The 20,207-nt window shown below is 68.4% G+C and carries 21 protein-coding genes and 1 riboswitch; of the genes, 16 read left to right on the top strand and 5 right to left on the bottom strand.

Annotation, left to right across the window (positions count from 1 at the left end; genetic code table 11):
- Positions 1 to 159 precede the first annotated feature (159 nt).
- From DI605_RS07660 to cobO, 3 genes are read left to right on the top strand one after another with little or no spacing between them, the layout of a single operon-like run.
- On the top strand, positions 160 to 1,155 hold the full coding sequence (locus tag DI605_RS07660) for an alpha/beta hydrolase (RefSeq protein WP_293971512.1): 996 nt from the start codon (positions 160 to 162) through the stop codon (positions 1,153 to 1,155).
- Between the two features lie 22 nt (positions 1,156 to 1,177).
- On the top strand, positions 1,178 to 1,792 hold the full coding sequence (eda, locus tag DI605_RS07655) for a bifunctional 4-hydroxy-2-oxoglutarate aldolase/2-dehydro-3-deoxy-phosphogluconate aldolase (RefSeq protein WP_293971510.1): 615 nt from the start codon (positions 1,178 to 1,180) through the stop codon (positions 1,790 to 1,792).
- Positions 1,789 to 2,394, top strand: a complete 606-nt coding sequence (gene cobO, locus DI605_RS07650; RefSeq protein WP_293971508.1) for a cob(I)yrinic acid a,c-diamide adenosyltransferase — start codon at positions 1,789 to 1,791, stop codon at positions 2,392 to 2,394. Before eda ends, cobO begins: the two co-directional genes overlap by 4 nt.
- Before the next feature lie 320 nt (positions 2,395 to 2,714).
- Here the strand turns inward: cobO and DI605_RS07645 are convergent, their stop codons facing one another.
- Positions 2,715 to 3,515, bottom strand: coding sequence for an ABC transporter substrate-binding protein (locus tag DI605_RS07645; RefSeq protein WP_293971506.1), 801 nt, complete (start codon positions 3,513 to 3,515; stop codon positions 2,715 to 2,717).
- Between the two features lie 162 nt (positions 3,516 to 3,677).
- Here DI605_RS07645 and DI605_RS07640 point away from each other — a divergent pair, with 162 nt between their 5' ends.
- From DI605_RS07640 to cobS, 8 genes are all read left to right on the top strand, one after another.
- Positions 3,678 to 4,679 carry an iron ABC transporter permease gene (locus DI605_RS07640; RefSeq protein WP_293971504.1) on the top strand — a complete coding sequence of 334 codons (1,002 nt, stop codon included), beginning with the start codon at positions 3,678 to 3,680 and terminating at the stop codon, positions 4,677 to 4,679.
- Positions 4,673 to 5,467, top strand: a complete 795-nt coding sequence (locus DI605_RS07635) for an ABC transporter ATP-binding protein (RefSeq protein WP_293971502.1) — start codon at positions 4,673 to 4,675, stop codon at positions 5,465 to 5,467. Before DI605_RS07640 ends, DI605_RS07635 begins: the two co-directional genes overlap by 7 nt.
- Positions 5,466 to 5,656, top strand: a riboswitch (cobalamin riboswitch). (Overlaps the previous gene by 2 nt.)
- A 108-nt stretch (positions 5,657 to 5,764) precedes the next feature.
- On the top strand, positions 5,765 to 7,753 hold the full coding sequence (locus tag DI605_RS07630; protein WP_293971501.1) for a TonB-dependent siderophore receptor: 1,989 nt from the start codon (positions 5,765 to 5,767) through the stop codon (positions 7,751 to 7,753).
- 82 nt (positions 7,754 to 7,835) lie between these two features.
- The gene (locus tag DI605_RS07625; protein ID WP_293971498.1) at positions 7,836 to 8,369 is read left to right on the top strand and encodes a hypothetical protein; all 534 of its coding nucleotides are present in this window, start codon (positions 7,836 to 7,838) and stop codon (positions 8,367 to 8,369) included.
- A 14-nt stretch (positions 8,370 to 8,383) separates the two neighbouring features.
- On the top strand, positions 8,384 to 8,770 hold the full coding sequence (locus DI605_RS07620; RefSeq protein WP_293971495.1) for a DUF1636 domain-containing protein: 387 nt from the start codon (positions 8,384 to 8,386) through the stop codon (positions 8,768 to 8,770).
- The gene (gene cobT / locus DI605_RS07615; protein WP_293971492.1) at positions 8,767 to 9,774 is read left to right on the top strand and encodes a nicotinate-nucleotide--dimethylbenzimidazole phosphoribosyltransferase; all 1,008 of its coding nucleotides are present in this window, start codon (positions 8,767 to 8,769) and stop codon (positions 9,772 to 9,774) included. The genes DI605_RS07620 and cobT overlap by 4 nt, the downstream gene beginning before the upstream one ends.
- Entirely contained in the window at positions 9,771 to 10,319 is a 549-nt protein-coding gene (locus DI605_RS07610) for a histidine phosphatase family protein (protein ID WP_293971489.1), read from the top strand. Before cobT ends, DI605_RS07610 begins: the two co-directional genes overlap by 4 nt.
- Positions 10,316 to 11,023, top strand: a complete 708-nt coding sequence (gene cobS, locus DI605_RS07605; protein WP_293971486.1) for an adenosylcobinamide-GDP ribazoletransferase — start codon at positions 10,316 to 10,318, stop codon at positions 11,021 to 11,023. The genes DI605_RS07610 and cobS overlap by 4 nt, the downstream gene beginning before the upstream one ends.
- On the opposite strand, the gene DI605_RS07600 is transcribed toward cobS, so the two are convergent.
- From DI605_RS07600 to DI605_RS07590, 3 genes are read right to left on the bottom strand one after another with little or no spacing between them, the layout of a single operon-like run.
- Positions 11,008 to 12,459, bottom strand: coding sequence for a cobyric acid synthase (locus DI605_RS07600; RefSeq protein WP_293971483.1), 1,452 nt, complete (start codon positions 12,457 to 12,459; stop codon positions 11,008 to 11,010). The two genes, cobS and DI605_RS07600, sit on opposite strands and share 16 nt — an antisense overlap.
- A complete protein-coding gene (gene cbiB / locus DI605_RS07595) occupies positions 12,447 to 13,385 on the bottom strand; it encodes an adenosylcobinamide-phosphate synthase CbiB (RefSeq protein WP_293971480.1) in 939 nt (312 codons plus the stop codon). Before cbiB ends, DI605_RS07600 begins: the two co-directional genes overlap by 13 nt.
- Positions 13,378 to 14,361 carry an aminotransferase class I/II-fold pyridoxal phosphate-dependent enzyme gene (locus DI605_RS07590; protein WP_293971477.1) on the bottom strand — a complete coding sequence of 328 codons (984 nt, stop codon included), beginning with the start codon at positions 14,359 to 14,361 and terminating at the stop codon, positions 13,378 to 13,380. The genes cbiB and DI605_RS07590 overlap by 8 nt, the downstream gene beginning before the upstream one ends.
- Positions 14,362 to 14,412: 51 nt before the next feature.
- Between DI605_RS07590 and cobU the strand changes: the two genes are divergently transcribed.
- Together cobU and DI605_RS07580 are read left to right on the top strand one after the other, a co-directional pair.
- A complete protein-coding gene (gene cobU / locus DI605_RS07585; protein ID WP_293971474.1) occupies positions 14,413 to 14,931 on the top strand; it encodes a bifunctional adenosylcobinamide kinase/adenosylcobinamide-phosphate guanylyltransferase in 519 nt (172 codons plus the stop codon).
- A 78-nt stretch (positions 14,932 to 15,009) separates the two neighbouring features.
- Positions 15,010 to 15,624 (top strand): PEP-CTERM sorting domain-containing protein, encoded by a 615-nt coding sequence (locus tag DI605_RS07580; protein WP_293971472.1) that lies wholly within the window; start codon positions 15,010 to 15,012, stop codon positions 15,622 to 15,624.
- Between the two features lie 102 nt (positions 15,625 to 15,726).
- On the opposite strand, the gene DI605_RS07575 is transcribed toward DI605_RS07580, so the two are convergent.
- Positions 15,727 to 17,505 (bottom strand): ABC-F family ATP-binding cassette domain-containing protein, encoded by a 1,779-nt coding sequence (locus tag DI605_RS07575; RefSeq protein ID WP_293971470.1) that lies wholly within the window; start codon positions 17,503 to 17,505, stop codon positions 15,727 to 15,729.
- Positions 17,506 to 17,639: 134 nt separating this feature from the next.
- Here DI605_RS07575 and DI605_RS07570 point away from each other — a divergent pair, with 134 nt between their 5' ends.
- From DI605_RS07570 to DI605_RS07560, 3 genes are all read left to right on the top strand, one after another.
- On the top strand, positions 17,640 to 17,945 hold the full coding sequence (locus DI605_RS07570; protein WP_293971467.1) for a hypothetical protein: 306 nt from the start codon (positions 17,640 to 17,642) through the stop codon (positions 17,943 to 17,945).
- Positions 17,946 to 18,037: 92 nt separating this feature from the next.
- Positions 18,038 to 18,703, top strand: a complete 666-nt coding sequence (locus DI605_RS07565) for a response regulator transcription factor (RefSeq protein WP_293971465.1) — start codon at positions 18,038 to 18,040, stop codon at positions 18,701 to 18,703.
- 167 nt (positions 18,704 to 18,870) lie between these two features.
- Positions 18,871 to 20,196 (top strand): ATP-binding protein, encoded by a 1,326-nt coding sequence (locus tag DI605_RS07560; protein WP_367120038.1) that lies wholly within the window; start codon positions 18,871 to 18,873, stop codon positions 20,194 to 20,196.
- Positions 20,197 to 20,207 lie beyond the last annotated feature (11 nt).

The following is a 20,207-nucleotide window of genomic DNA, read 5'->3' as shown; positions in this document are numbered from 1 at the left end:
TCCCTCGCGGCGATCGACGGGGAGGGCATCGCGCCTCGATCCGGCGCGAAAGAGTGTCTCTCGCGGGCGTGTCGATGGACTATGACGGCTCCTCCGCTGGGCCGCGCCCCCCGTTGGGGTGCGGTCCTTTTTCCGCTTCGTGAATCTGGAAGCCCGCCGATGATGAACCGCCGCACCCTGCTCGTTTCCGCCGCCGCCGCGGGCCTCGCCGCACGGGTGATGGCGCAGACGCCACCGCCCGCCGTCGCCGGGGGGCATGTCGCCGCCGGCCTGCCCGAGCCCGATGAGACGATCGATCTCTGGCCGAGGGGGGCGCCGGGCATGCCCGCCATGCCGCCTGTGGAGATCGTCGACGAACGCAGCCGGGATGCGGGGCTGACCGATCGATCCGTCCATGGCACGATCCGGCCGCGTCTCGTCGTGTTCCGGCCGCGCATTCCCAACGGATCGGCGGTGATGGTGACGCCCGGCGGCGGCTATGCGCGCGTGGTGATCGACAAGGAGGGCTATGAGATAGGGCGCTGGCTTTCCGCGCGCGGGTGGACCGTGTTCGTGCTTTTCTATCGCCTGCCGGGTGATGGCTGGAAGGCCGGGCCGGATGTGGCGCTTTCCGATGCGCAGCGGGCGATGAGGATCATTCGGGCGCGGGCGCGCGATTATGGGCTGTTCCCGGAGAGGATCGCGGCGATGGGCTTTTCGGCGGGCGGCCATGTCTGCGCCGATCTTTCGACGCGCTTCGATGCGAAGGTGTATGATCCCGTGGACGCCGCCGATCGGCTGAGCGCGCGGCCGGATGTGGCCGCGCCCATCTATGCCGTGCAATCCATGACATTGCCGATCGCGCATCCGGGATCGCGCGAGCTGCTGATCGGCAAGGATGCCCCGCCCGCGCTGGAAGCCGCGCACACGCCCGCCAACAACGTCACCCGTGCTACTCCACCTACTTTTCTGGTGCATGCGGAGGATGATCCGGTCGTGCCCGTCGAGAACAGCTTGCTTTATCGCGCGGCGTTGAAGAAGGCCGGCATACCGGTCGAGACGCATCTGTTCACGGCCGGGGGACATGGATTCGGATTGCGGCTCGCGATGGGCAAGCCGGCCGAAGCGTGGCCGGACCTGTTCCTCGCCTGGGCGCGGACGCAGGGCCTGGGCTGAACATTCGAGTGCGGAGGCAACATTGAACGACATCGCCGGTATCATGACGCTCGCCCCGGTCATCCCGGTGCTGGTGATCGACGACGCGGCCCAGGCCCGGCCGATCGCGGAAGCGCTGGTGGCGGGCGGCATCCGCGCGCTGGAAGTGACCTTGCGCACGCCGGCCGCGCTGGACGTGATCGCCGAAATGGCCAAGGTGGAGGGCGCCGTTGTCGGCGCCGGCACCGTCACCAACGAGGCGCAGTTGAAGAGCGCGATCGACGCGGGCGCGCGCTTCATCGTCAGCCCCGGCCTGACGGAGGCGCTGGGCAAGCCCGCCATCGCCAGCGGCATTCCCTTCCTGCCCGGCACGGCCAACGCGGCCGACATCATGTTCGGCATGGATCTCGGCCTCAGCCATTTCAAATTCTTCCCGGCGGAGGCCAACGGCGGCATTCCCGCGCTCAAGGCGCTGGCCGCGCCCTTCTACCAGTGCCGCTTCTGCCCCACGGGCGGCGTGAGCCTGGCGAGCGCGCCCGATTGGCTCGCCATTCCCGAAGTGCTGTGCGTCGGCGGAAGCTGGATCGTGCCGCGCAAGGTGGAGGATTATGCCGCCATCACCACGGCGGCGAAGGCGGCGAGCCAGCTCAAGGCGTGACCGCGCGGCGCGGCGAGGCCGATCATGCCGCGCGGATGGCGAAGCGCAAGGCGTTGCAGGATCGCCTCGTGGCCGAGCGGCAGGTGGAGAAGGGCCTGCTGATCGTCCACACCGGCAAGGGCAAGGGCAAGACCACGGCGGCGCTCGGCATGGCCGTGCGCGCCGTGGGCCATGGCATGAAGGTGGGCGTCGTCCAGTTCGTGAAGGGCGCGATGGAGACGGGCGAGAAGCCGGTCTTCGACAGGCTCGGCGTGGAATTCCGGCCGATGGGCGATGGCTTCACCTGGGATACGCAGAACCGCGCCGCGGATATCGCCTCCGCCCGCGCGGCATGGGACGAGGTGCGGCGGATGATCGCGGATCCCGGCTATGGCATGATCGTGGCGGACGAGCTGAACATCGTGCTGCGCTACGATTATCTGCCGCTGGACGAGGTGCTGGACGCGATCGCCGCGCGGCCGGAGATGACGCACATTGTCGTCACCGGGCGGAATGCGCCCGAGGCGCTGATCGAGGCGGCGGATCTCGTCACCGAGATGGCGCAGGTGAAGCATCCGTTCCGTGAGCAGGGCGTGAAGGCGCAGGCCGGCGTGGAATTCTGAAGGCCGGCCGCCGCCTCCCTCGCAAGGAGAAGGCCGCCATCATTCTCTTATATGTAACTGTCGATCGAACGTGGCTTTGCCCGGCGAGGGCGAGGGCGAGGGCGAGGGCCAGGGCCGGGTTGGGCAGGCCCTCTGCCCGATCGCGTCGGGCTCCGGCCTGCGCCGGATCGCGGAGCCCGCCTTGCCCGATGGGGGGCGCCGGACGCCCCTTTCGCATGAGAATCGCACCTCCGGACCGGGGCGGTCACGATCCGTGCGGGGGGCGAGATCAGCCTTCAGGAGGAGGAAACGGAACAAGGGGGAAGCCGCTTTCAAGCGTGTCACCGCCTCGGCTTCACCGCCCGCAATTCGCGCACGAGCTGTTCTGCCGCCAGCACATAGGCCGGGCCGCCGCAGACCGTCCATGCCTGGGGAAGGTGGAGGCGGGGGATCGGATCGAGGATCGGGTGGTGGAGCAGTTCGGTTCCCTGATCGACCACGCGATCACTGTCCGTCTCGACGATCAGCAGATCGGGGCGGGCGAGCGCCATCTCCTCCAGGCTGACGCTCGCCAGCGCGGGCTTGCCGAGCTTCGCGGCGAGATTGACGAGGCCGACGCGGGCCATCAGTTCGTCGACCAGCGTGCCCGTGCCGGTGAGGAAACCGCGCCGTTGATAATAAGCGGCCACGCGGCCCCGGCCGGCGGCGCGCGGCAGCCGGGCGAGGCGCGCATCCATGCTTGCGATCAGTGCCTCGCCGCGCGCCGGATGGCCGACGGCGGCGGCCACGGCGCGGATCTGCGCGACGACATCGGCATAGCTTTCCGCCGGCTTCACATCGAGCGTGGCGATATCGCGCCCGCGCAGCTGTGCCATCGTCTCGCGGCGACGGCCGGGGGCCGCGAGCAGCAGATCGGGGCGCAGCATCAGCACGTCTTCCGCCGAGCCCTTCGATATCGGGACATGATCGGCGCGCGCGGCGCCCGCCGACATGCGCCGATCGCGGGCGAGGCTGGTGAGTGCCGCGATCTGGCCCGGATCGGCCAGCGCGAGCAGATATTGATCGGCGCACAGATTGAGAGAAACGATGCGGCGGGGTGGCGCCGGTGCCGCCCCGAGCAGGAGGGCACAGGCGAACAGCAACGGCGCGCGCCGCTTGCTTCTTCCGTCCGCCCGGGCTTGTTCCGGGGTCCACCGTGCGGCTAGTCCCATCGCCGACGCTCTTGCTTCACGGCGGATGCCGGAACAAGTCCGTCCTGATTGAAGCCGAAAGATCCGGCGCGACGATAAGGCAGCAATCGAGACGTGACTGATGACAAGGCGACTGACCGCTGGCTGTGGCCGGTCCTCATCCTGCTGGTAATCGTGTCGTTCGCACTGTCGGTGGGCGTTGGCAGCGCCTCCATCCCGCCCGCGCGGGCGATTGCGGCGCTGCTCGGCTCGGGCGATCCGGTGGAGCGGGCGATCCTCGTCGAACTGCGTCTGCCGCGCGCGATCCTCGGGCTGGCGGTAGGCGCGGTGCTGGGCATCGCCGGCGCCGCGCTTCAGGGCTATCTGCGCAATCCACTGGCCGAGCCTTCCGCGCTGGGTGTTTCGAACGGCGCGGCGCTCGGCGCGGTGGTGGCGCTCTATTTCGGGATTGCGGAGGCGCATCCGGCGCTGCTGCCGATCCTTTCGATCCTCGGCGCGCTCGGCAGCCTCGGCCTGCTGTTCCTGCTCGCGGGGCGAGCCGAAAGCGGGCTGACGCTGATCCTGGCGGGCATCGCCATCGCGACGCTGGCGGGCGCGTCCATCAGCCTTGCTTTGAATCTCGCCTCCAATCCCTTCGCGGCGATGGAGATTGCGACATGGCTGCTGGGCTCGCTGGAGGATCGCTCGTTCCGGCATGTGGCGCTGGCGCTGCCCTGCATCCTCGCGGCGCTGGCCCTGCTGGCGTGGGACGAGCGCGCGCTGGATGCGCTGACGCTGGGCGAGGATGGCGCAGCGGCGCTGGGCGTCGATCTCCGGCATACGCGGCTGCGGCTGCTGGCAGGGGTGGCGATCGGCGTGGGCGGTGCCGTGGCCGTCTCGGGATCGATCGGCTTCGTCGGGCTGATCGTGCCGCATCTGCTGCGGCCGTTCACCGATCGCAGCCCGTCCGCCTTGCTGTGGCCGAGTGCGCTGGGCGGTGCCGCGCTGCTCAGCCTGTCGGACGTGCTGGTGCGGATCATTCCGGCTTCGAACGAATTGAAGCTCGGCGTGGTGACGGCCTTCCTCGGCGTGCCCGTCTTCCTCGTCCACCTGATCCGGGAGCGGCGGATATGGTGATGCTGGCGATGCGGGATCTGGGCGTGCGGCTCGGCCCGCGCGACGTGGTGCGCGGCATCGATGCGGCGCTGGAGGCGGGCCGGCTGGTCGGCATCCTCGGGCCGAACGGGGCAGGCAAGTCCACTTTGGTGCGCGCGCTGCTGGGGCTGATCCCGGCGACGGGCGAGGTGCTGCTGGAGGGGCGGCCGCTTGCCGGTTTCGCGCGGGCGGAGATAGCGCGTCGCATCTCCTATCTGCCGCAGGGGCAGGTGCTGCACTGGCCGCTGACGGTGGAGCGGCTGGTGGCGCTGGGGCGGCTGCCGCACCTCGCGCCTTTTTCGCGCATCGGCGCGGCGGATCGGGCGGCGATTTCCCGCGCGATGGCGCTGGCCGAGATCGAGCCGCTGGCCGATCGCACCGCGACCGAGCTTTCGGGCGGAGAGCGTGCCCGCGTGCTGCTGGCGCGCGCGCTGGCGGTGGAGGCGCCCGTGCTGGTGGCGGACGAGCCGCTGGCAAGCCTCGATCCCGCGCACCAGATCCAGGGCATGGAGATCTTGCGCGATCAGGCGGATGCGGGGCGTCTGGTGGTCGCGGTGCTGCACGATCTGAGCCTCGCGGCGCGCTTCTGCGATCGTCTGCTGGTGCTGCGCGACGGCCGGCTGGTGGCCGACGGCGCGCCGCGTGACGTGATGACGCCAGCGCTGCTTGCCGACGTCTATGGCGTGAGCGGTTATTTCGGCGGGGGCGAGGAGGGCGTGGTCGTCCCCCTCGCACGGCTGCCGTTGACGGCGGACCCGAACCGGCTCTAAGGGCGCGACCGCGACAGGTTCCCTCGCAAGAGGGATGAAAAGGGAACGGGGTTCGAGACCCCGGCTGCCCCTGCAACTGTGAGCGGCGAGCAATCTTGCCACGGGCCATTGGAACTTCGGTTCCGAGAAGGCGGCAAGAAAAGCGGTGACCCGCAAGCCAGGAGACCTGCCCGTCGCGGTCGTCCTTCGTGCGGACAGGGTGTGCCGGGCGGACGGGGAAACCCGAGAGACGACTTCGATCTCTCCGGAGTCCGCAAGGATTCCGGGGGCGCTTGTCGTTATCCGGGGGACTTTCCGATGAAGAATATCGTGATATTTGCGGGCCTGGCCTTGTTTGCGCCGGCCCATGCTCTTGCCGAAGCCGCGCCGCAGGAAGCGCCCCAGCCGGACGCCGCGGCGCTGCCGGCCAGCGGAGGCGATGGCGCCGATCCGTCCACGATCGTCGTCACGGCCACGCGATCGCCGCTGTCGATCGATCGCGTCGCCGCATCGGTGACGGTGCTGGACAAGGCGGCGATCGATCGCGCGGGCGATCTTTCGGTGGCCGATATCCTGCTGCGGACGCCGGGCGTGAGCCTTTCGCGCAATGGCGGCTATGGCACCGCCACCTCGCTGCGCATTCGCGGCGCGGAGAGCGATCAGACCGTGGTGGTGATCGATGGCGTGAAGCTCAACGATCCTTCCTCCACGGGCGGCGGCTATAATTTCGCGAACCTGCTGACGGGCGATGCCAGCCGTATCGAAGTGCTGCGTGGGCCGCAGTCGACTCTCTGGGGCAGCCAGGCGATCGGCGGCGTCGTCAATATCGTGACGCCGCTTCCCACCAAGAGCCTGGAAGGCAGCTTCGATGCCGAGGCGGGCAGCCGCCGCACGGCGAGCGGCCGCGCGGGCGTCGGCGGGCTTACGGGGCCGCTCGCCTGGCGGATCGGCGCGCAGGCCTTCACCACGGATGGCATCTCCGCCATCGCCCCGACCTTCGGCGGGCGCGAGCGCGACGGCTATACCAATCGCAGCGTGACGGGCCGTGCCGTGCTGACGATCGCGGATGGCGTGAGCGCCGATGTGCGCGGCTATTATTCGGACGGCCGCGTCGATATCGACGGCTTCTCCGGTGACAGTTTCGAATATAGCCTCAACAAGGAATTCGTCGGCTATGCGGGCCTCAATGTCGATCTGCTCGACGGGCGGCTGCGCAACCGCTTCGCGTTCGGCTATACCGACACGAACCGCGACAATTACAATCCGACGCTCCAGCGCGCGCAGACCTTCGATGCGGCCGGCAAGAACCGGCGGCTGGAATATCAGGGCAGCTTCGCGTTGACCGACAGGATCGATGCGGTGTTCGGCATCGAGAATGAGCGCAGCCGTTTCCGCAGCGTCTCGCCCTCGTCCAGCCTGTCCGTGCCGATCCCGGATCCCGCGCGCGGCAAGGCCGACCTCACCGGCATCTATGCCCAGCTCAACGCGGAACTGATTCAGGGGCTGACGCTCACCGGGGGCATCCGCCACGACGATCATAATCGCTATGGCAGCAAGACCCTGTTCTCGGGCGGTGCGGTCTGGGCGCTGCCGACCGGCACGGTGCTGCGCGCCAGCTATTCGGAGGGCTTCAAGGCGCCCACGCTCTATCAGCTCTTTTCCGAATATGGGAATACCGCGCTCGATCCGGAGCAGGCCAAGGGCTGGGAAGCGGGCGCGGAACAGCGCCTGTGGGATGGCAGGGTCAGCTTCGGCGCGACCTATTTCGAGCGGCGTTCGCGTGATCTGATCACCTATAATGGCTGTTCGACGACCTCGACCGATCCGCTCTGCTTCGCCACGGGCAGCACCACGACGCGCCGCTTCGGCTATTACAAGAATGTCTCGCGCGCCTTCGCGCGGGGCATCGAGGCGACGGCATCGGTGAAGCCGGTCGCGCGCGTCACCATGGATGGCAATTTCAGCTGGACCGCGTCCGAGGATCGCTCGATCGGGGGCGCCACCTACGGCTTCCAGCTGGCGCGGCGGCCGCGCCATACGGCGAACGGATCGATCACCTATGCGATCCCCGACGGCCCCTCGCTGGGGGCGGCGATCCGCTGGGCCGGCGAGAGCTTCGACAATGCGACGCACACGACGCGGCTGGCGCCCTACACGCTGGTCGATCTGCGCGGCGAGGTGCCGCTGTCCAAGCAGGTGGCGGTGTTCGCGCGGGTCGAGAACCTGTTCGATGAGAAATACATGACCGTCTATCGCTACGGCACGCTGGGACGCAGCATCTATGCGGGTTTCCGCGGGCGCTTCTGACGCCTCATTCCACTAACCGAGACCGTGGCCGGTCGGGGTGGATTGAACCCGGACCGGCCAGGGGCCCTGAAGGAGATCGAAGATGACTCGTGATGGTTCCTTGCTCTGGATCGTGCTGCTTTCGGTGGCGAGCGTGCTTGGCAGCTGGGCGCTGGCCTGCGCGACGCCGTTCGCCGCGCTCGCCGCGCTGGCGGCGACGCGGATGACGAAGCGCGATGGCATTGCACTGATGATCGTTGCCTGGTTCGCGTCCCAGGCGGTGGGCTTTGGCATCCACCATTATTCGCACAGCACCACGCCGCTGATGTGGGGCGGCGCGATCGGCACGGCGGCGGTTGCCTCGCTCTTCGCGGCGCGCTGGGCCGAAGGCCGCATGCGCGGTGGATCGGCGGCGCGGCTGGTGGCGGCGTTCGCGGGCGCGACACTCGGCTATAAGGGTTTGCTGGTGCTGTGGTCGGTCGCGTTGGGCGGCCTCGGCATCGCGCTTTCGCCCGTCTATTTCGCACAGGGCCTTGCCCGCGACGGGGCGATCCTGGTCGCGCTCTTACTGCTCTATCGCGGGTTGGTGGCGATTGGCGTGCCCGCCGCCACGCGCGGCAGGCTGGCATCGGCCTGAAGGCGGCGACCGCGATGCTGAAGGCCACCGCATCCGGGCCATCGGTGATCGCGTGCAACACCTGTCGCCGGGCGGGCGTCCCCGGTGGTGGGGAAAGGCTGCTGGCGGCATTGCGGCGCGTGCGGGAAACCTCACCGGATTATGCCGGGGTGGCGGTGGAGGAAATGCCCTGCCTCTTCGCCTGTTCGTCCGGCTGCACCGTTCACCTCCGTGCGCCCGGCAGGATCGGCTATGTCCTCGGCCATTTCGAGCCGGACGAGGAGGCGGCGCGCGCGATCCTTGATTATGCGCTGGCCTATGCAAGAAGCGCGGAAGGGCAGGTGCCCTATCGGGACTGGCCGGAAGGCGTGAAGGGCCACTTCCTCGTCCGCATCCCTCCGGAAGGATTTGTCGTCACATGATCTTCCCTTCGGTCGCGGCGTTCGAGGCGGCGCTGGGCACGCTTTCCGCCCCGGATGAGTCCGCGCGAATGGCGGCGGCCGTGCGGCAGGGGCAACTCACCAAACCGCCGGGTTCGCTGGGGCGACTGGAGGAGGTCGCGATTTTCCTGGCCGGCTGGCAGCGCCGCGAGCGCCCGGTGGTGGAGCGCGGCCGCGCGATCGTCTTCGCGGGCAATCATGGTGTGGTCGCACGCGGGGTGAGCGCCTTTCCGGCGGCGGTGACGGTGCAGATGGTCGCCAATTTCGAGGCTGGCGGCGCCGCGATCAACGCGCTGGCGCGCGCGGCGGGCCTGTCGCTCGCGGTGGTGCCGCTGGATCTGGACCGGCCGACAGCGGATTTCACCAGCGGGCCAGCGATGAGCGAGGCGGAATGCCTCGCGGCGCTGAATGCGGGCGCCGGTGCGATCGGCGATGCGGATCTGATCGTGCTGGGTGAGATGGGGATCGGCAACAGCACCGCCGCCGCCGCTTTGGCCGCCGCCTCGTTCGGCGGTGCCCCGCGCGATTGGGTGGGGCCGGGCACGGGCGTGGACGCGGCTGGCATCGCGCGCAAGGTGGAGGCGGTGGCGGCTGGGCTGGCGGCGCATGCGGGCGCGCTTACATCAGCGTTCGAAATCCTGCGGCGGCTGGGCGGGCGCGAGATCGCCGCCATTGCGGGGGCTGTCGTGGCAGCACGGCAGGCCGGCGTGCCGGTGGTGATGGACGGCTTCATCTGCACCTCCGCCGTGGCGCCGTTGGCCGCGCATCATCCCGCGATCACCGATCATCTGATCGCCGGCCATTGCTCGGCCGAGCCCGGCCATCGGCGGCTGCTGGAGCGGCTGGGGCTGGCGCCCTTGCTGTCGCTGGATATGCGGCTGGGCGAGGGGAGCGGTGCGGCGGTGGCGGTGGGCGTGATCCGCGCTGCGCTGGCCGCGCATGACAGCATGGCGACCTTCGCCGAGGCGGGTGTTTCGGTCGGGTGAGCATGGCCCCGCTCTATCTGATGCGACATGGCGAGCCTCTGCTCGCCGGGCGGATGCTGGGGCGGACGGACTGTGACGTGACGGCGGAGGGGATCGCGCGGTGCCGGGATCAGGCGCGGGGGCTGGAGGTGCGGCATCTCCTCTCCTCCGATCTGTTGCGCGCGCGGCGCTGCGCCGAGGCGATCGGCGCCGCCGGGATCGATCCGCGCTGGCGGGAACTGGATTTCGGCGCATGGGATGGGCTGGCGCCGGCCGAGATCGATCCCGTCGCGCTGGGCGCCTTCTGGCAGGATCCCGACGCCTTTCCCCCACCAGAGGGTGAGTGCTGGTCAGCGCTGGTCGCCCGCGTGAGGATGGCGCTGGCGGATCTGCCGGACGATGATCCCACGCTGATCGTCACGCATGGCGGCGCGATGCGGGCCGCGCTGCATATCCTGTGCGGGCTGGATCTGAAGGCGATATGGGCGTTCGATCTGCCTTATGGCGCGGTTCTGGCCTTCCATCGGTGGAAGGGTGGCGCGCAGATTGCCGGGCTGTGGCCGTGAGGCGGCTGATCGTCGCGATCGGATTTCTCACGCGGCTGCCCGTGCCGCATGTCGGCATGCGCGACGATGATTTCGCGGGCGCGATCCGGCTCTATCCTCTGGTGGGGCTGCTGATCGGTCTGGCGGTCGCCGGCGCGACATGGCTGGGCGGGTTGATCGATCCGTGGCTGGGGGCGCTGGCCGGATTGCTCGCATGGGTCGCAGTGACGGGGGCGCTGCATCTGGATGGGCTGGGCGATGTGGCGGACGGGCTGGGCGCAGCGCATGGCGACAGGGCGCGATTGCTGGCGGTAATGCGCGATCCGCATGTCGGCAGCTTCGGCGTGGTCGCGATCGGGCTGCAACTGCTCGCCAAGCTCGTTCTGCTGCATCTGGTGGGTTGGCGGGCGATTGTCGCGATCCCGGCGGCGGCCCGGCTGGGGCCGCTCGTCTGGGCGCGCTGGCTGGCACCGCTGAAGGCGGAGGGGCTGGGCGCCGCCGTGGCCGGCGCGGTGCGGATGCGCGACGTGGCGGGCTGGGCGGCGATACTGGCGGGCGCGAGCGTGATGCTGCCGTGGCTGCTCGCCGGGCCGCTGCTGATCGCCCTGTTCGCGCTGTGGGCGAAGGCAAGGATCGGGGGCGCCACCGGCGACGTGCATGGCGCAGGGATCGAACTGGTCGAGGCCGGGCTGCTGCTGGCCTGCGTGATCTATTCGGCGGTCTGAGCGATCGCGATCAGTGCATCCACGTCGACATGGCGCTCGAAGGCGGCGGCGAGTTCATCGAGTGCGGCATTCACATCTGCGTGATGATCCGGGCCGGTGGCCTCCACGCCAATGCGCGCGAGCCACGCCTTGCGCTGCGCGGCGAGGCCAAGCAGGCCATGGACATAGCTTCCCGCCACCAGCCCGTCCGCGCTGATCGCGCCTTCGGGGCGGCCGTTCAGATGGCAGAGCGGGCGGGCGCGATCCGGCCCCCCGGTTTCGCCGAGATGGATCTCGTAACCCGAAAAGGGCGCGCCCAGCGCCTCGCCCGATACTTCGCGCACCGTCTTGTCGCCGGTTAGCACGGTGGTCACCTCGAGCAGGCCCAGGCCGGGCACGTCGCGCGGGGGGCCTTCCACGCCATCCGGATCGGAAACGATGCGGCCGAGCATTTGATAGCCGCCGCACAGGCCCAGTACAGGGCGACCCTTCCGGTGATGCGCGATGATGTCCACATCCCAGCCCTGTTCGCGCAGGAAGAGCAGGTCGGCGGTGGTGGCCTTGGAGCCGGCCAGCACGATCAAGGCGGCATCGGGCAGGGGGGTGCCGGGCGGGACCATCACCACCTCCACGCCGGGCTCCAGACGGAGCGGATCGAGATCGTCGAAATTGGCGATGCGCGGCGTGATCGGGCAGGCGATGACGAGGCGACGATCGCCGCCCGTACGTGCGCGCTCGAGGATGACGGCATCCTCGCTCGGCAGGCGGAAGGCGGGTGCGAGCCACGGGATCAGGCCCAACGCCTGCCAGCCCGTGCGATCGGCGATGGCCGTCATGCCATCCGCGAACAGGGCCGGATCGCCGCGAAACTTGTTGACGAGGAAGCCCTGGATCATGGCGGCATCCTCCGGATCGATCACCGCCTTCGTGCCCACGAGCGAAGCGATGACGCCGCCGCGATCGATATCGCCCACCAGGATCACGGGCACGCCGGCTGCGCGCGCGAAGCCCATATTGGCGATGTCGCCGGCGCGCAGGTTGATCTCGGCCGGAGAGCCCGCGCCCTCCACCACCACGATGTCGCATTGCGCGCGGAGGGAGTGATAGCTTTCCAGCACCTCATCGAGCAGGCCGGCCCGGCCTTCGCGCCAGCGCCCGGCTTCCAGTTTTCCACGCACCCTGCCGCGCACGATCACCTGCGACGTGCGATCGCCCTCCGGCTTCAGCAGTACCGGGTTCATGTCCACGGAGGGCGGGACGCGCGCCGCCATCGCCTGCGTCGCCTGCGCGCGGCCGATCTCGCCGCCATCCGCTGCGACGGCGGCATTGTTGCTCATATTCTGGGGCTTGAACGGGCGCACGGAAAGGCCGCGATTGGCCAGCGCACGGCACAGCGCCGCGACCAGCACGGACTTGCCGACGTCCGATCCCGTGCCCTGCAGCATCACAGCGCCCATGCGACGGCCCCCGCGAGGATCCAGGCGAGCGCGCAGGCGCGGATGTAAATGGCGAGCGCACGGGAAAGATCGGCGGCGCGGGGCGCGCGTCCTCCGGTGCCGATCGGGGGCTTTTCATGCATCGCGCCATCATAGGCGGCCGGGCCTCCCAGCACGATGCCGAGCGCGCCGGCCATCGCCGCTTCCGGCCAGCCGCCATTGGGCGAGGCGTGGGCGGCATGATCGCGCCGCATCACGCGCCAGCCGCCGGGGGCGGCAAGGCACAGCAACAGGCCGGAGAGGCGCGCGGGGATCCAGTTGGCGATGTCGTCGGCCCGTGCGGAGGCCCAGCCGAAGGCGCGCCAGCGATCCTCCCTGTGGCCGATCAGGCTGTCCGCCGTGCTGATAGCCTTGAAGGCCCACAGGCCCGGAAGCCCGAGCAGCAGCAGCCAGAAGAGTGGCGCCATCACGCCATCGCAGAAGCTTTCGGCCAGGCTTTCGATCGCGGCGCGGGCGATGCCCACTTCGTCCAGCGTAACGGTATCGCGGCCGACGATCTTGGCCACGGCGCGGCGGGCAGCGCCAAGATCGCCTCCGATCAGCGGTCGGGCGACGTCGCGCACATGATCGAACAGGCTGCGCTGGGCCAGCGCCGGCCAGGCGGCCAGCGCGATCGCCAGCCATGCGTGGCGGCCGGCAAAGGCAGTTGCCGTACGCTCGATCGCCCATCCGGCCCCCGCGCCGCACGCCACGAGCAGCAATAATGTCGCCGCGCCCGTCAGGCGCCGCCGGGGCGCGGGGTGGTGGGTGCGATTCCAGCGCCTTTCGGCCCAGCCGATCAGGCGGGCGAACGCGCCGACCGGATGGCCGATGCGGGCATAGACCCATGCCGGCCAGCCGACCGCCGCATCGATGGCGAGTGCCGTCAGCGCGGCCGGCTCAGCCATGGCCGAGCGCGCGATCGAGGCGGGCGAACGCGGCCTCGTCCGCCGGCAGGCCGAAGCGGAGCCAGTCCGGCCGATCGGTGAAGGGGCGGACGAGAATGGCTGCGCGTGCGAGACGATCGAACAAGGCGGCGGCGTGTGGCGTCTCGATCAGCCGGAACAGGGGGCAGGCCCCCCGGGCGGCAAGGCCGTGGCGGGCGAGAAGCGCATCCAAGGCAGCGGCCCGCACCGGCAGGGAGGTGGCGGTCGCGGCGATCCAGTCGGCATCGGCATAGGCCGCGCGGCCAAAGGCGATGGCATGGGCCGAGACCGGCCAGTCCCCCAGCAACCGGCGCAGGCGCGCGATCACATCTCCGGATGCGATGACGAACCCCAGCCTGATGCCGGCCAGCCCGAAGAATTTGCCGAAAGAGCGCAGCACGATCGTTTCGTCGCTCGCTTTCAGGTGCGGCAGGAGGCTGCTGCCCGGAGCGGCATCGGCAAAGGCCTCGTCCATCACGAGGCTGCCGCCATTCTCTTCCTGCCGCCGTGCGAGATCGATCAACATGTCCGGCGAAAGAAGGACGCCGTCGGGGTTGTTGGGGTTGGCAAGCAGGAGTGTCGCGCCCGCCACCGGGACGGGCGCGTCGAGGCGATGCACCGCGACATCGCGATGCGTGGCATAGGTGGTGGCGAGGCTGGCGACAGGCGGCAGGCCGAGCATGGGAAGCAGGCGCAGCGCGATCTCGCTTCCCGGCACCGCCGCGACATGCGCCGGATCAACGCCGAAATGGCGCGCGGCGATAACCTCCAGATCCCGCAGCGCACCGCGCGAGGGCAGAGCGCGCGGATCGATATCGAGCGGCGCGGCGGGTGCCCAGGCATTGGGGTTTATACCGGTGGACAGATCCAGCCACGGCGCCGGCGCGTGGGGATAGAGGCGTGCGGCCTCGTCGAGGCGGCCGCCATGGCCGGTCAGGTCTGCCGAAATCGCTTGCATGGGCGGGAGCGCCATCGCCATTCCGGCGGCTCTCGGCAAGCGGATAGGCATATGAACGAAGGCGCGCGGACAAGATTGGTGCTGGGGGGCGCGCGATCGGGCAAGAGCGGCCTTGCGCAAAGGCTTGCCGAAGTGGGCGGCGGCGATCTCGTCTTCCTCGCCACGGCCGAGGCCTATGATGATGAGATGCGCGAGCGGATCGCGCGGCACCGCGCCGATCGCGACGCGCGCTGGCGCACGGTGGAGGCGCCGCGCGATCTGGTCGCGGCGATCGCGCGCGAGGATGGCGAGGGGAGGACGCTTCTCGTCGATTGCCTGACCCTGTGGCTTTCGAACCTGCTGCTGGCGGGGGAGGATCTGGACGCGGCGGGCGCGGCGCTGGGCGAGGCGATCGGCACGGTGCGGGGGCGGATCATTCTGGTCAGCAACGAGGTGGGCTTCGGGATCGTGCCGGAAAATGCGCTTGCCCGCGCCTTTCGCGATGAGCAGGGGCGCCTGAATCAGCGCATCGCGGCGCGATGCGAGGCGGTGGATCTGGTGGTGGCCGGGATAGGCATGCGAATCAAGTAGGGCGATATCGACGCTATTCGGCCAATATTGACAGCGATCATGGAAAGTGTTTCCTTTCTGTAAACAGGGAGGGTGCACATGCGTAAGCTTGTCTTTGTCTTGGCGGCGCTGGTGTCCGGCGCGTCGATTCCCGCTCATGCGGCTTTAATCACCAAAACGATCGACTTTTCGGCGAACGATTTCGTCGATCTCAATGGAAGTGCGGTTCCTTTATATTCGTCGGCATCCGGATCATTCACGCTGACGTTCGATACATCGCTGGATTATGCGGGAGATACGGCGAATATCATCGTGAACAGCTTCAGCGGCGTTCCCGTGGCGTCGCCCTTCGGATTTACTTATTATGCGTCGAGCGGATTTCTGTTCATCGGAGGGACGCAGAACGGCCCGAACTATGTTGGATATGGCACCGACGATTATGCCCTGGTTCTGGATCTGACGAATCTGGCCGCGCCGCGTGCAGTGACCTGCGCGGATCCGGGCATCAATTGCGGCGCCAGCACCGGCGATGCCGGGATTCTGGTTTCGGGATATACGTCCAGCCTGAGCAACACCGCTTTCTTCCAGAAGGCGGCGGCGACGGTGGTGACGAGCGACGTGCCGGAACCCGCCTCCTGGATGACGATGATGCTCGGTTTCGCGGGCATCGGCGCGCTTGCCAGGCGCAGGCGATTGCCGGTTGCGATTGGCTGATCCCGCGGCGGCGGGTGCGTTTCCTGATAGTTGCGCACCCTTTCGCGCGAAATGGCGCGGGTGGCCGCAAGGCTTCGCCGTGGGGTTCGTGAGGACGGCGGTCTAGGAAAGCCCTTCCGCCATTTCCGCCAGTTCCAGCCAGCGCATCTCGGCTTCCTCCTTGCGCGTGCGGGCCTTTTCGAGCGCGGCCATCAGCGTATCGAAGCGCTTGGGGTCCTTCGCGTAGAGATCGGGATCGGCCAGCGCCGTTTCATCGCGGGCGATGGCCGCTTCCAGCTTTTCGATCTCGGCGGGCAGCAGATCCAGATCACGCTGATCCTTATAGCTGAGCTTGGCCTTCTGTTTCGGCGGGGCGGGGTTCTCGGCTTTGGTGGCGGTCCGCGCGCGAAGCTCAGGCCTCGGCCCGCGCTGCTTCTCCCAGTCGGCATAGCCGCCGGCGACCACATCCACCTTGCCCGAGCCATCCAGCCCGAGCGTTACCGTGACGGTGCGATCGAGAAAGTCGCGATCGTGGCTGACGATCAGGACGGTGCCGTCATAATCGGAGATCACCTCCTGGAGCAGATCGAGCGTCTCCAGATCCAGATCGTTGGTCGGCTCGTCCAGCACCAGCAGGTTCGAATGGCGCGCAAATTCGCGGGCCAGCAACAGGCGTGAGCGCTCGCCGCCGGAAAGCGTGCCGACCTTGGCATCGATCATGTTGGGATCGAACAGGAATTCCTTGAGATAGCCGATGACGTGCTTGCGTTCGCCCAGCACGTCCACCCAATCGCCCCCGTCCGCGAGGATATCGCGGATGCGCTTTTCGGGCGCCATCAGCTTGCGCTGCTGATCGATGACGATGCCGTCCAGCGTCTGCGCGCGCTTCACCGTGCCGCTGTCGGGCTGGATCTCGCCGGTAAGCAGTTTCAGCAGGGTCGTCTTGCCGGCCCCGTTCGAGCCGACCACGCCGATCCGGTCGCCGCGCGTGATCCGGAAGGTGAGATCGCGGATGATCGTGCGATCGCCATAGGTCTTCGTCACATGTTCGGCATCGATCACGATCTTGGTCTTCGTGTCGTTGGCGGCGTGGACGATCTTGGCGGTGCCCTGCGGGCCGATCATCGCGGCGCGGGCGGCCCGCATCTCCATCAGCTTGGCCTTGCGGCCCTCGTTGCGCGCGCGCCGGGCGGTGACGCCGCGCTGGAGCCAATGTTCCTCCAGCTTGAGCTTCGCATCTAGCCGTTCGGCATTGCGCGCCTCCTCGGCATAGACCTGTTCGGTCCAGGCATCGAAGCCGCCGAAGCCCACTTCGCGGCGGCGCATCTGGCCGCGATCCAGCCAGAGCGTCTGCTTCGTCAGGCGTGTCAGGAAAGTCCGATCGTGGCTGATCGCGACGAAGGCGCCGCGATAGCGGCCGAGCCATTCCTCCAGCCAGTCGATCGCGGCGAGATCGAGATGGTTGGTCGGCTCGTCCAGCAGCAGCACGTCCGGCTCCATCGCCAGCGCGCGCGCTATGGCGGCGCGGCGGCGCTCGCCGCCGGAGGCGGTGGCAGCCTCGCGATCCAGATCGATGCCGATCTGGTCGGCGATCGCCTCCACCTCATGCGCCAGCGGCGCATCCGGCCCCTTGAGCGCGAAATCGCGCAGGGTGGCCATGCCGACCATGGCGGGCTCCTGCTCCAGCAGGATCACGCGCGTTCCGGGCACGATCGTGCGCCGGCCCTCGTCCGCCTCGATCTGGCCGGCGAGGAGGCGGAGCAGCGTCGTCTTGCCGGCGCCGTTGCGGCCGATCAGCGCGAGGCGATCCCGCTCGCCAATGTGAATATCGAAATGACGGAAGAGCCAGCCGGACCCCTGGACGAGGCCGACATTTTCAAAGGCGAGGACGGGGGCAGCCATGGCGCCCCGCTAGCCGAGAAGGTCGCGCGCGTCATCCTCCGGTCGCATATCCGGGGATAGATGCACGGATGCAACACCTGCGGCGTTCGGGCCATTCATGGGGTATTCAACGCATTTTCCCTATGCGAACGTCCATGCCGATGTTCAGGCCCCTTGCCGCCGCGCTAGCGGTTCTCTTGATCGCGCCCGCTTTGCTTGCCGAAGGCCAGCGGCGCCGTGAACAGGACGAGGTCTTCGCCGCCCGCCAGTCGGGCCAGGTGATGTCCTTGCGGCAGATCGAGCAGAAGATCGTGCCCCGCATGGCCGGTTTCGATTATCTCGGTCCGGAATTCGATCCCGCGACCGCCAGCTATCGCCTGAAATTCATGCGGGCCGGTTCGGTCATCTGGGTCGATGTCGATGCGCGCACCGGCGCGATCATCGGGCGGACCGGCAATTGATCGGCATTTTTCCCTGGCATGGGAAATTGAACCGGCTTTCCTGAACGAGCATAAGCGGCGGCGTTAGGAATACGCCCCTCTGGGAGACAATGATGCGCGTCCTGATCGTGGAAGATGAACCGAACCTGGGGCGCCAGCTGCGCGCCACGCTGGAAGGGGCGGGCTATGCGATCGACCTCGCCACCGATGGCGAGGACGGCCACTATCTCGGCTCGACCGAGGATTATGATGCGATCGTGCTGGATCTGGGCCTGCCGGAGGTGGATGGCCTGACGGTGCTCGATCGCTGGCGCAAGGAAGGCAAGGATACGCCCGTGCTGGTGCTGACGGCGCGGGATAGCTGGAGCGACAAGGTGGCCGGGCTGGATGCGGGCGCCGACGATTATCTGGCCAAGCCTTTCCAGACCGAGGAACTGATCGCGCGGCTGCGTGCGCTGATCCGCCGTGCTTCCGGCAACAGCTCGTCCGAGCTGGTCGCGGGCGACATTCGCCTCGATACGCGCAGCGGCAAGGTGACCAAGGCGGGCGAGCCGGTGAAGCTTACCGCGCAGGAATATAAGCTGCTTTCCTACCTGATGCACCACAAGGGCAAGGTGGTGAGCCGCACGGAACTGATCGAGCATATTTACGATCAGGATTTCGATCGGGATTCCAACACGATCGAAGTGTTCGTCACGCGCATTCGCAAGAAGCTGGGCGCGGACGTCATCACCACGATCCGCGGCCTGGGCTACTCGCTCGACGAGAATGGCGGCTGAGGATGGAGGCGGGCGCTGAACCGCCCAGGCGCGTGCCGGCTGGCTGGCGCTGGGTGGAAGTGCCGGTGAATTTCGTGCGCATGTTGCTGGGGCTGCCGGCGATGGTTTCGAGCGGGGAGGGCACGCTGCGCGTCTCCTCGCGCACCACGGGCTCCCTCACACGGCGCATGATCGGGATCGCGGCCTTGTGGATCCTGCTGCTGCTGGTCGGCGGCGGGGTCGCGCTGGATCGCGTGCTGAACGCCGCGATCAGCCGCAATTTCGATGACCAGCTCGGCTATGTCCTGAATGCGATGATCGCCTCGGCCGAACTGGATTCCGAAGGCGACGTCCGCTTTACCCGGCCGCTGGGCGACCAGCGTTTCCTGGAGCCGGCGTCGGGCCTCTATTATCAGGTTTCGGGCGATGGGCATGAGCCGTTCCGCTCGCGCTCGCTCTGGGATCGTACCCTGACCGGCGATGGCCGCCATATCGATCTGCAAACGCACATCTACGACAGCAAGCAGTTCGATTATGAGCCGCTGCGCATCATGGAGCGCGATCTGCGGCTGCCGGGATCGGATACGGTCTGGCATTTCCAGGTGGCGCAGGCGCGCAACGGGCTGGATGAGCAGATCGCGATCCTGCGGCGGACGCTGGTGCGATCCTTCGCGATGCTGGGCCTGGGGCTGATCGTGATGTCCGCCCTGCAGGCGACGTTCGGATTGTGGCCCCTGCGCAAGGTGCGGCGCGAGATTGCGGCGATCCGCGGCGGGCGCAGCGCGCGCGTCAATGCGCGGCTGCCGATCGAGATCGCGCCGATGGCGGAGGAATTGAACGATCTGCTCGCTCACAATGAGCGGCAGGCGGAGGAGGCGCGGCGCCATGCCGGCAATCTCGCCCATGCGCTGAAGACGCCGCTGACGGTCATCATGAACGAGGCGACCGCGAACAGCCCGGATCTGTGCCGCACCGTGATCCGCGAGGCGACGACGATGCGGCGGCAGGTGGATCACCATCTGGCGCGCGCGCGCGCCGTGGGCCGCCGGGGCGTCGCGCAGAGCGTGGCGGCGGTTTGGCCGTCGCTCGATGCGGTGGAGCGCGCCGTGAGCCGGCTCTATCCCAATGTGACGATCGATCTGGACGGCGACCGCGAGGCGCGCGTGCGCATCGAGCGGCAGGATCTGGACGAGATGCTCGGCAATCTGATCGAGAATGCCGCCAAATATGGCGGAGGGCGCGTCTTCGCGACGATCTGCCAGCCGAAGCCGGGGGCCAAGGGTGCGCTGGGCAGCGTCGACATCCTGATCGAGGACGATGGCGCGGGCATTCCCGAAAGTCAGAGGCTGGCCATTTTCGAGCGTGGCGCGCGGCTGGATACGGGCAAGCCGGGAACGGGGCTTGGCTTGGCGATCGTGCGCGATGTGGCGGAAATCTATGGCGGCGCGGTGGCGCTGGAAGAGAGCGAGGATCTGGGCGGGCTGCTGGTGCGGCTGACGCTGCCGGCCGTCTAGGGCTCGGGCTT

This window comes from Sphingomonas sp. (assembly GCF_003248515.1).
Taxonomy (GTDB): Bacteria; Pseudomonadota; Alphaproteobacteria; order Sphingomonadales; family Sphingomonadaceae; genus Sphingomonas_I.
The sequence above is the reverse complement of the archived record's forward strand: the minus strand, read 5'-3'. Positions and strand labels throughout refer to the sequence as shown.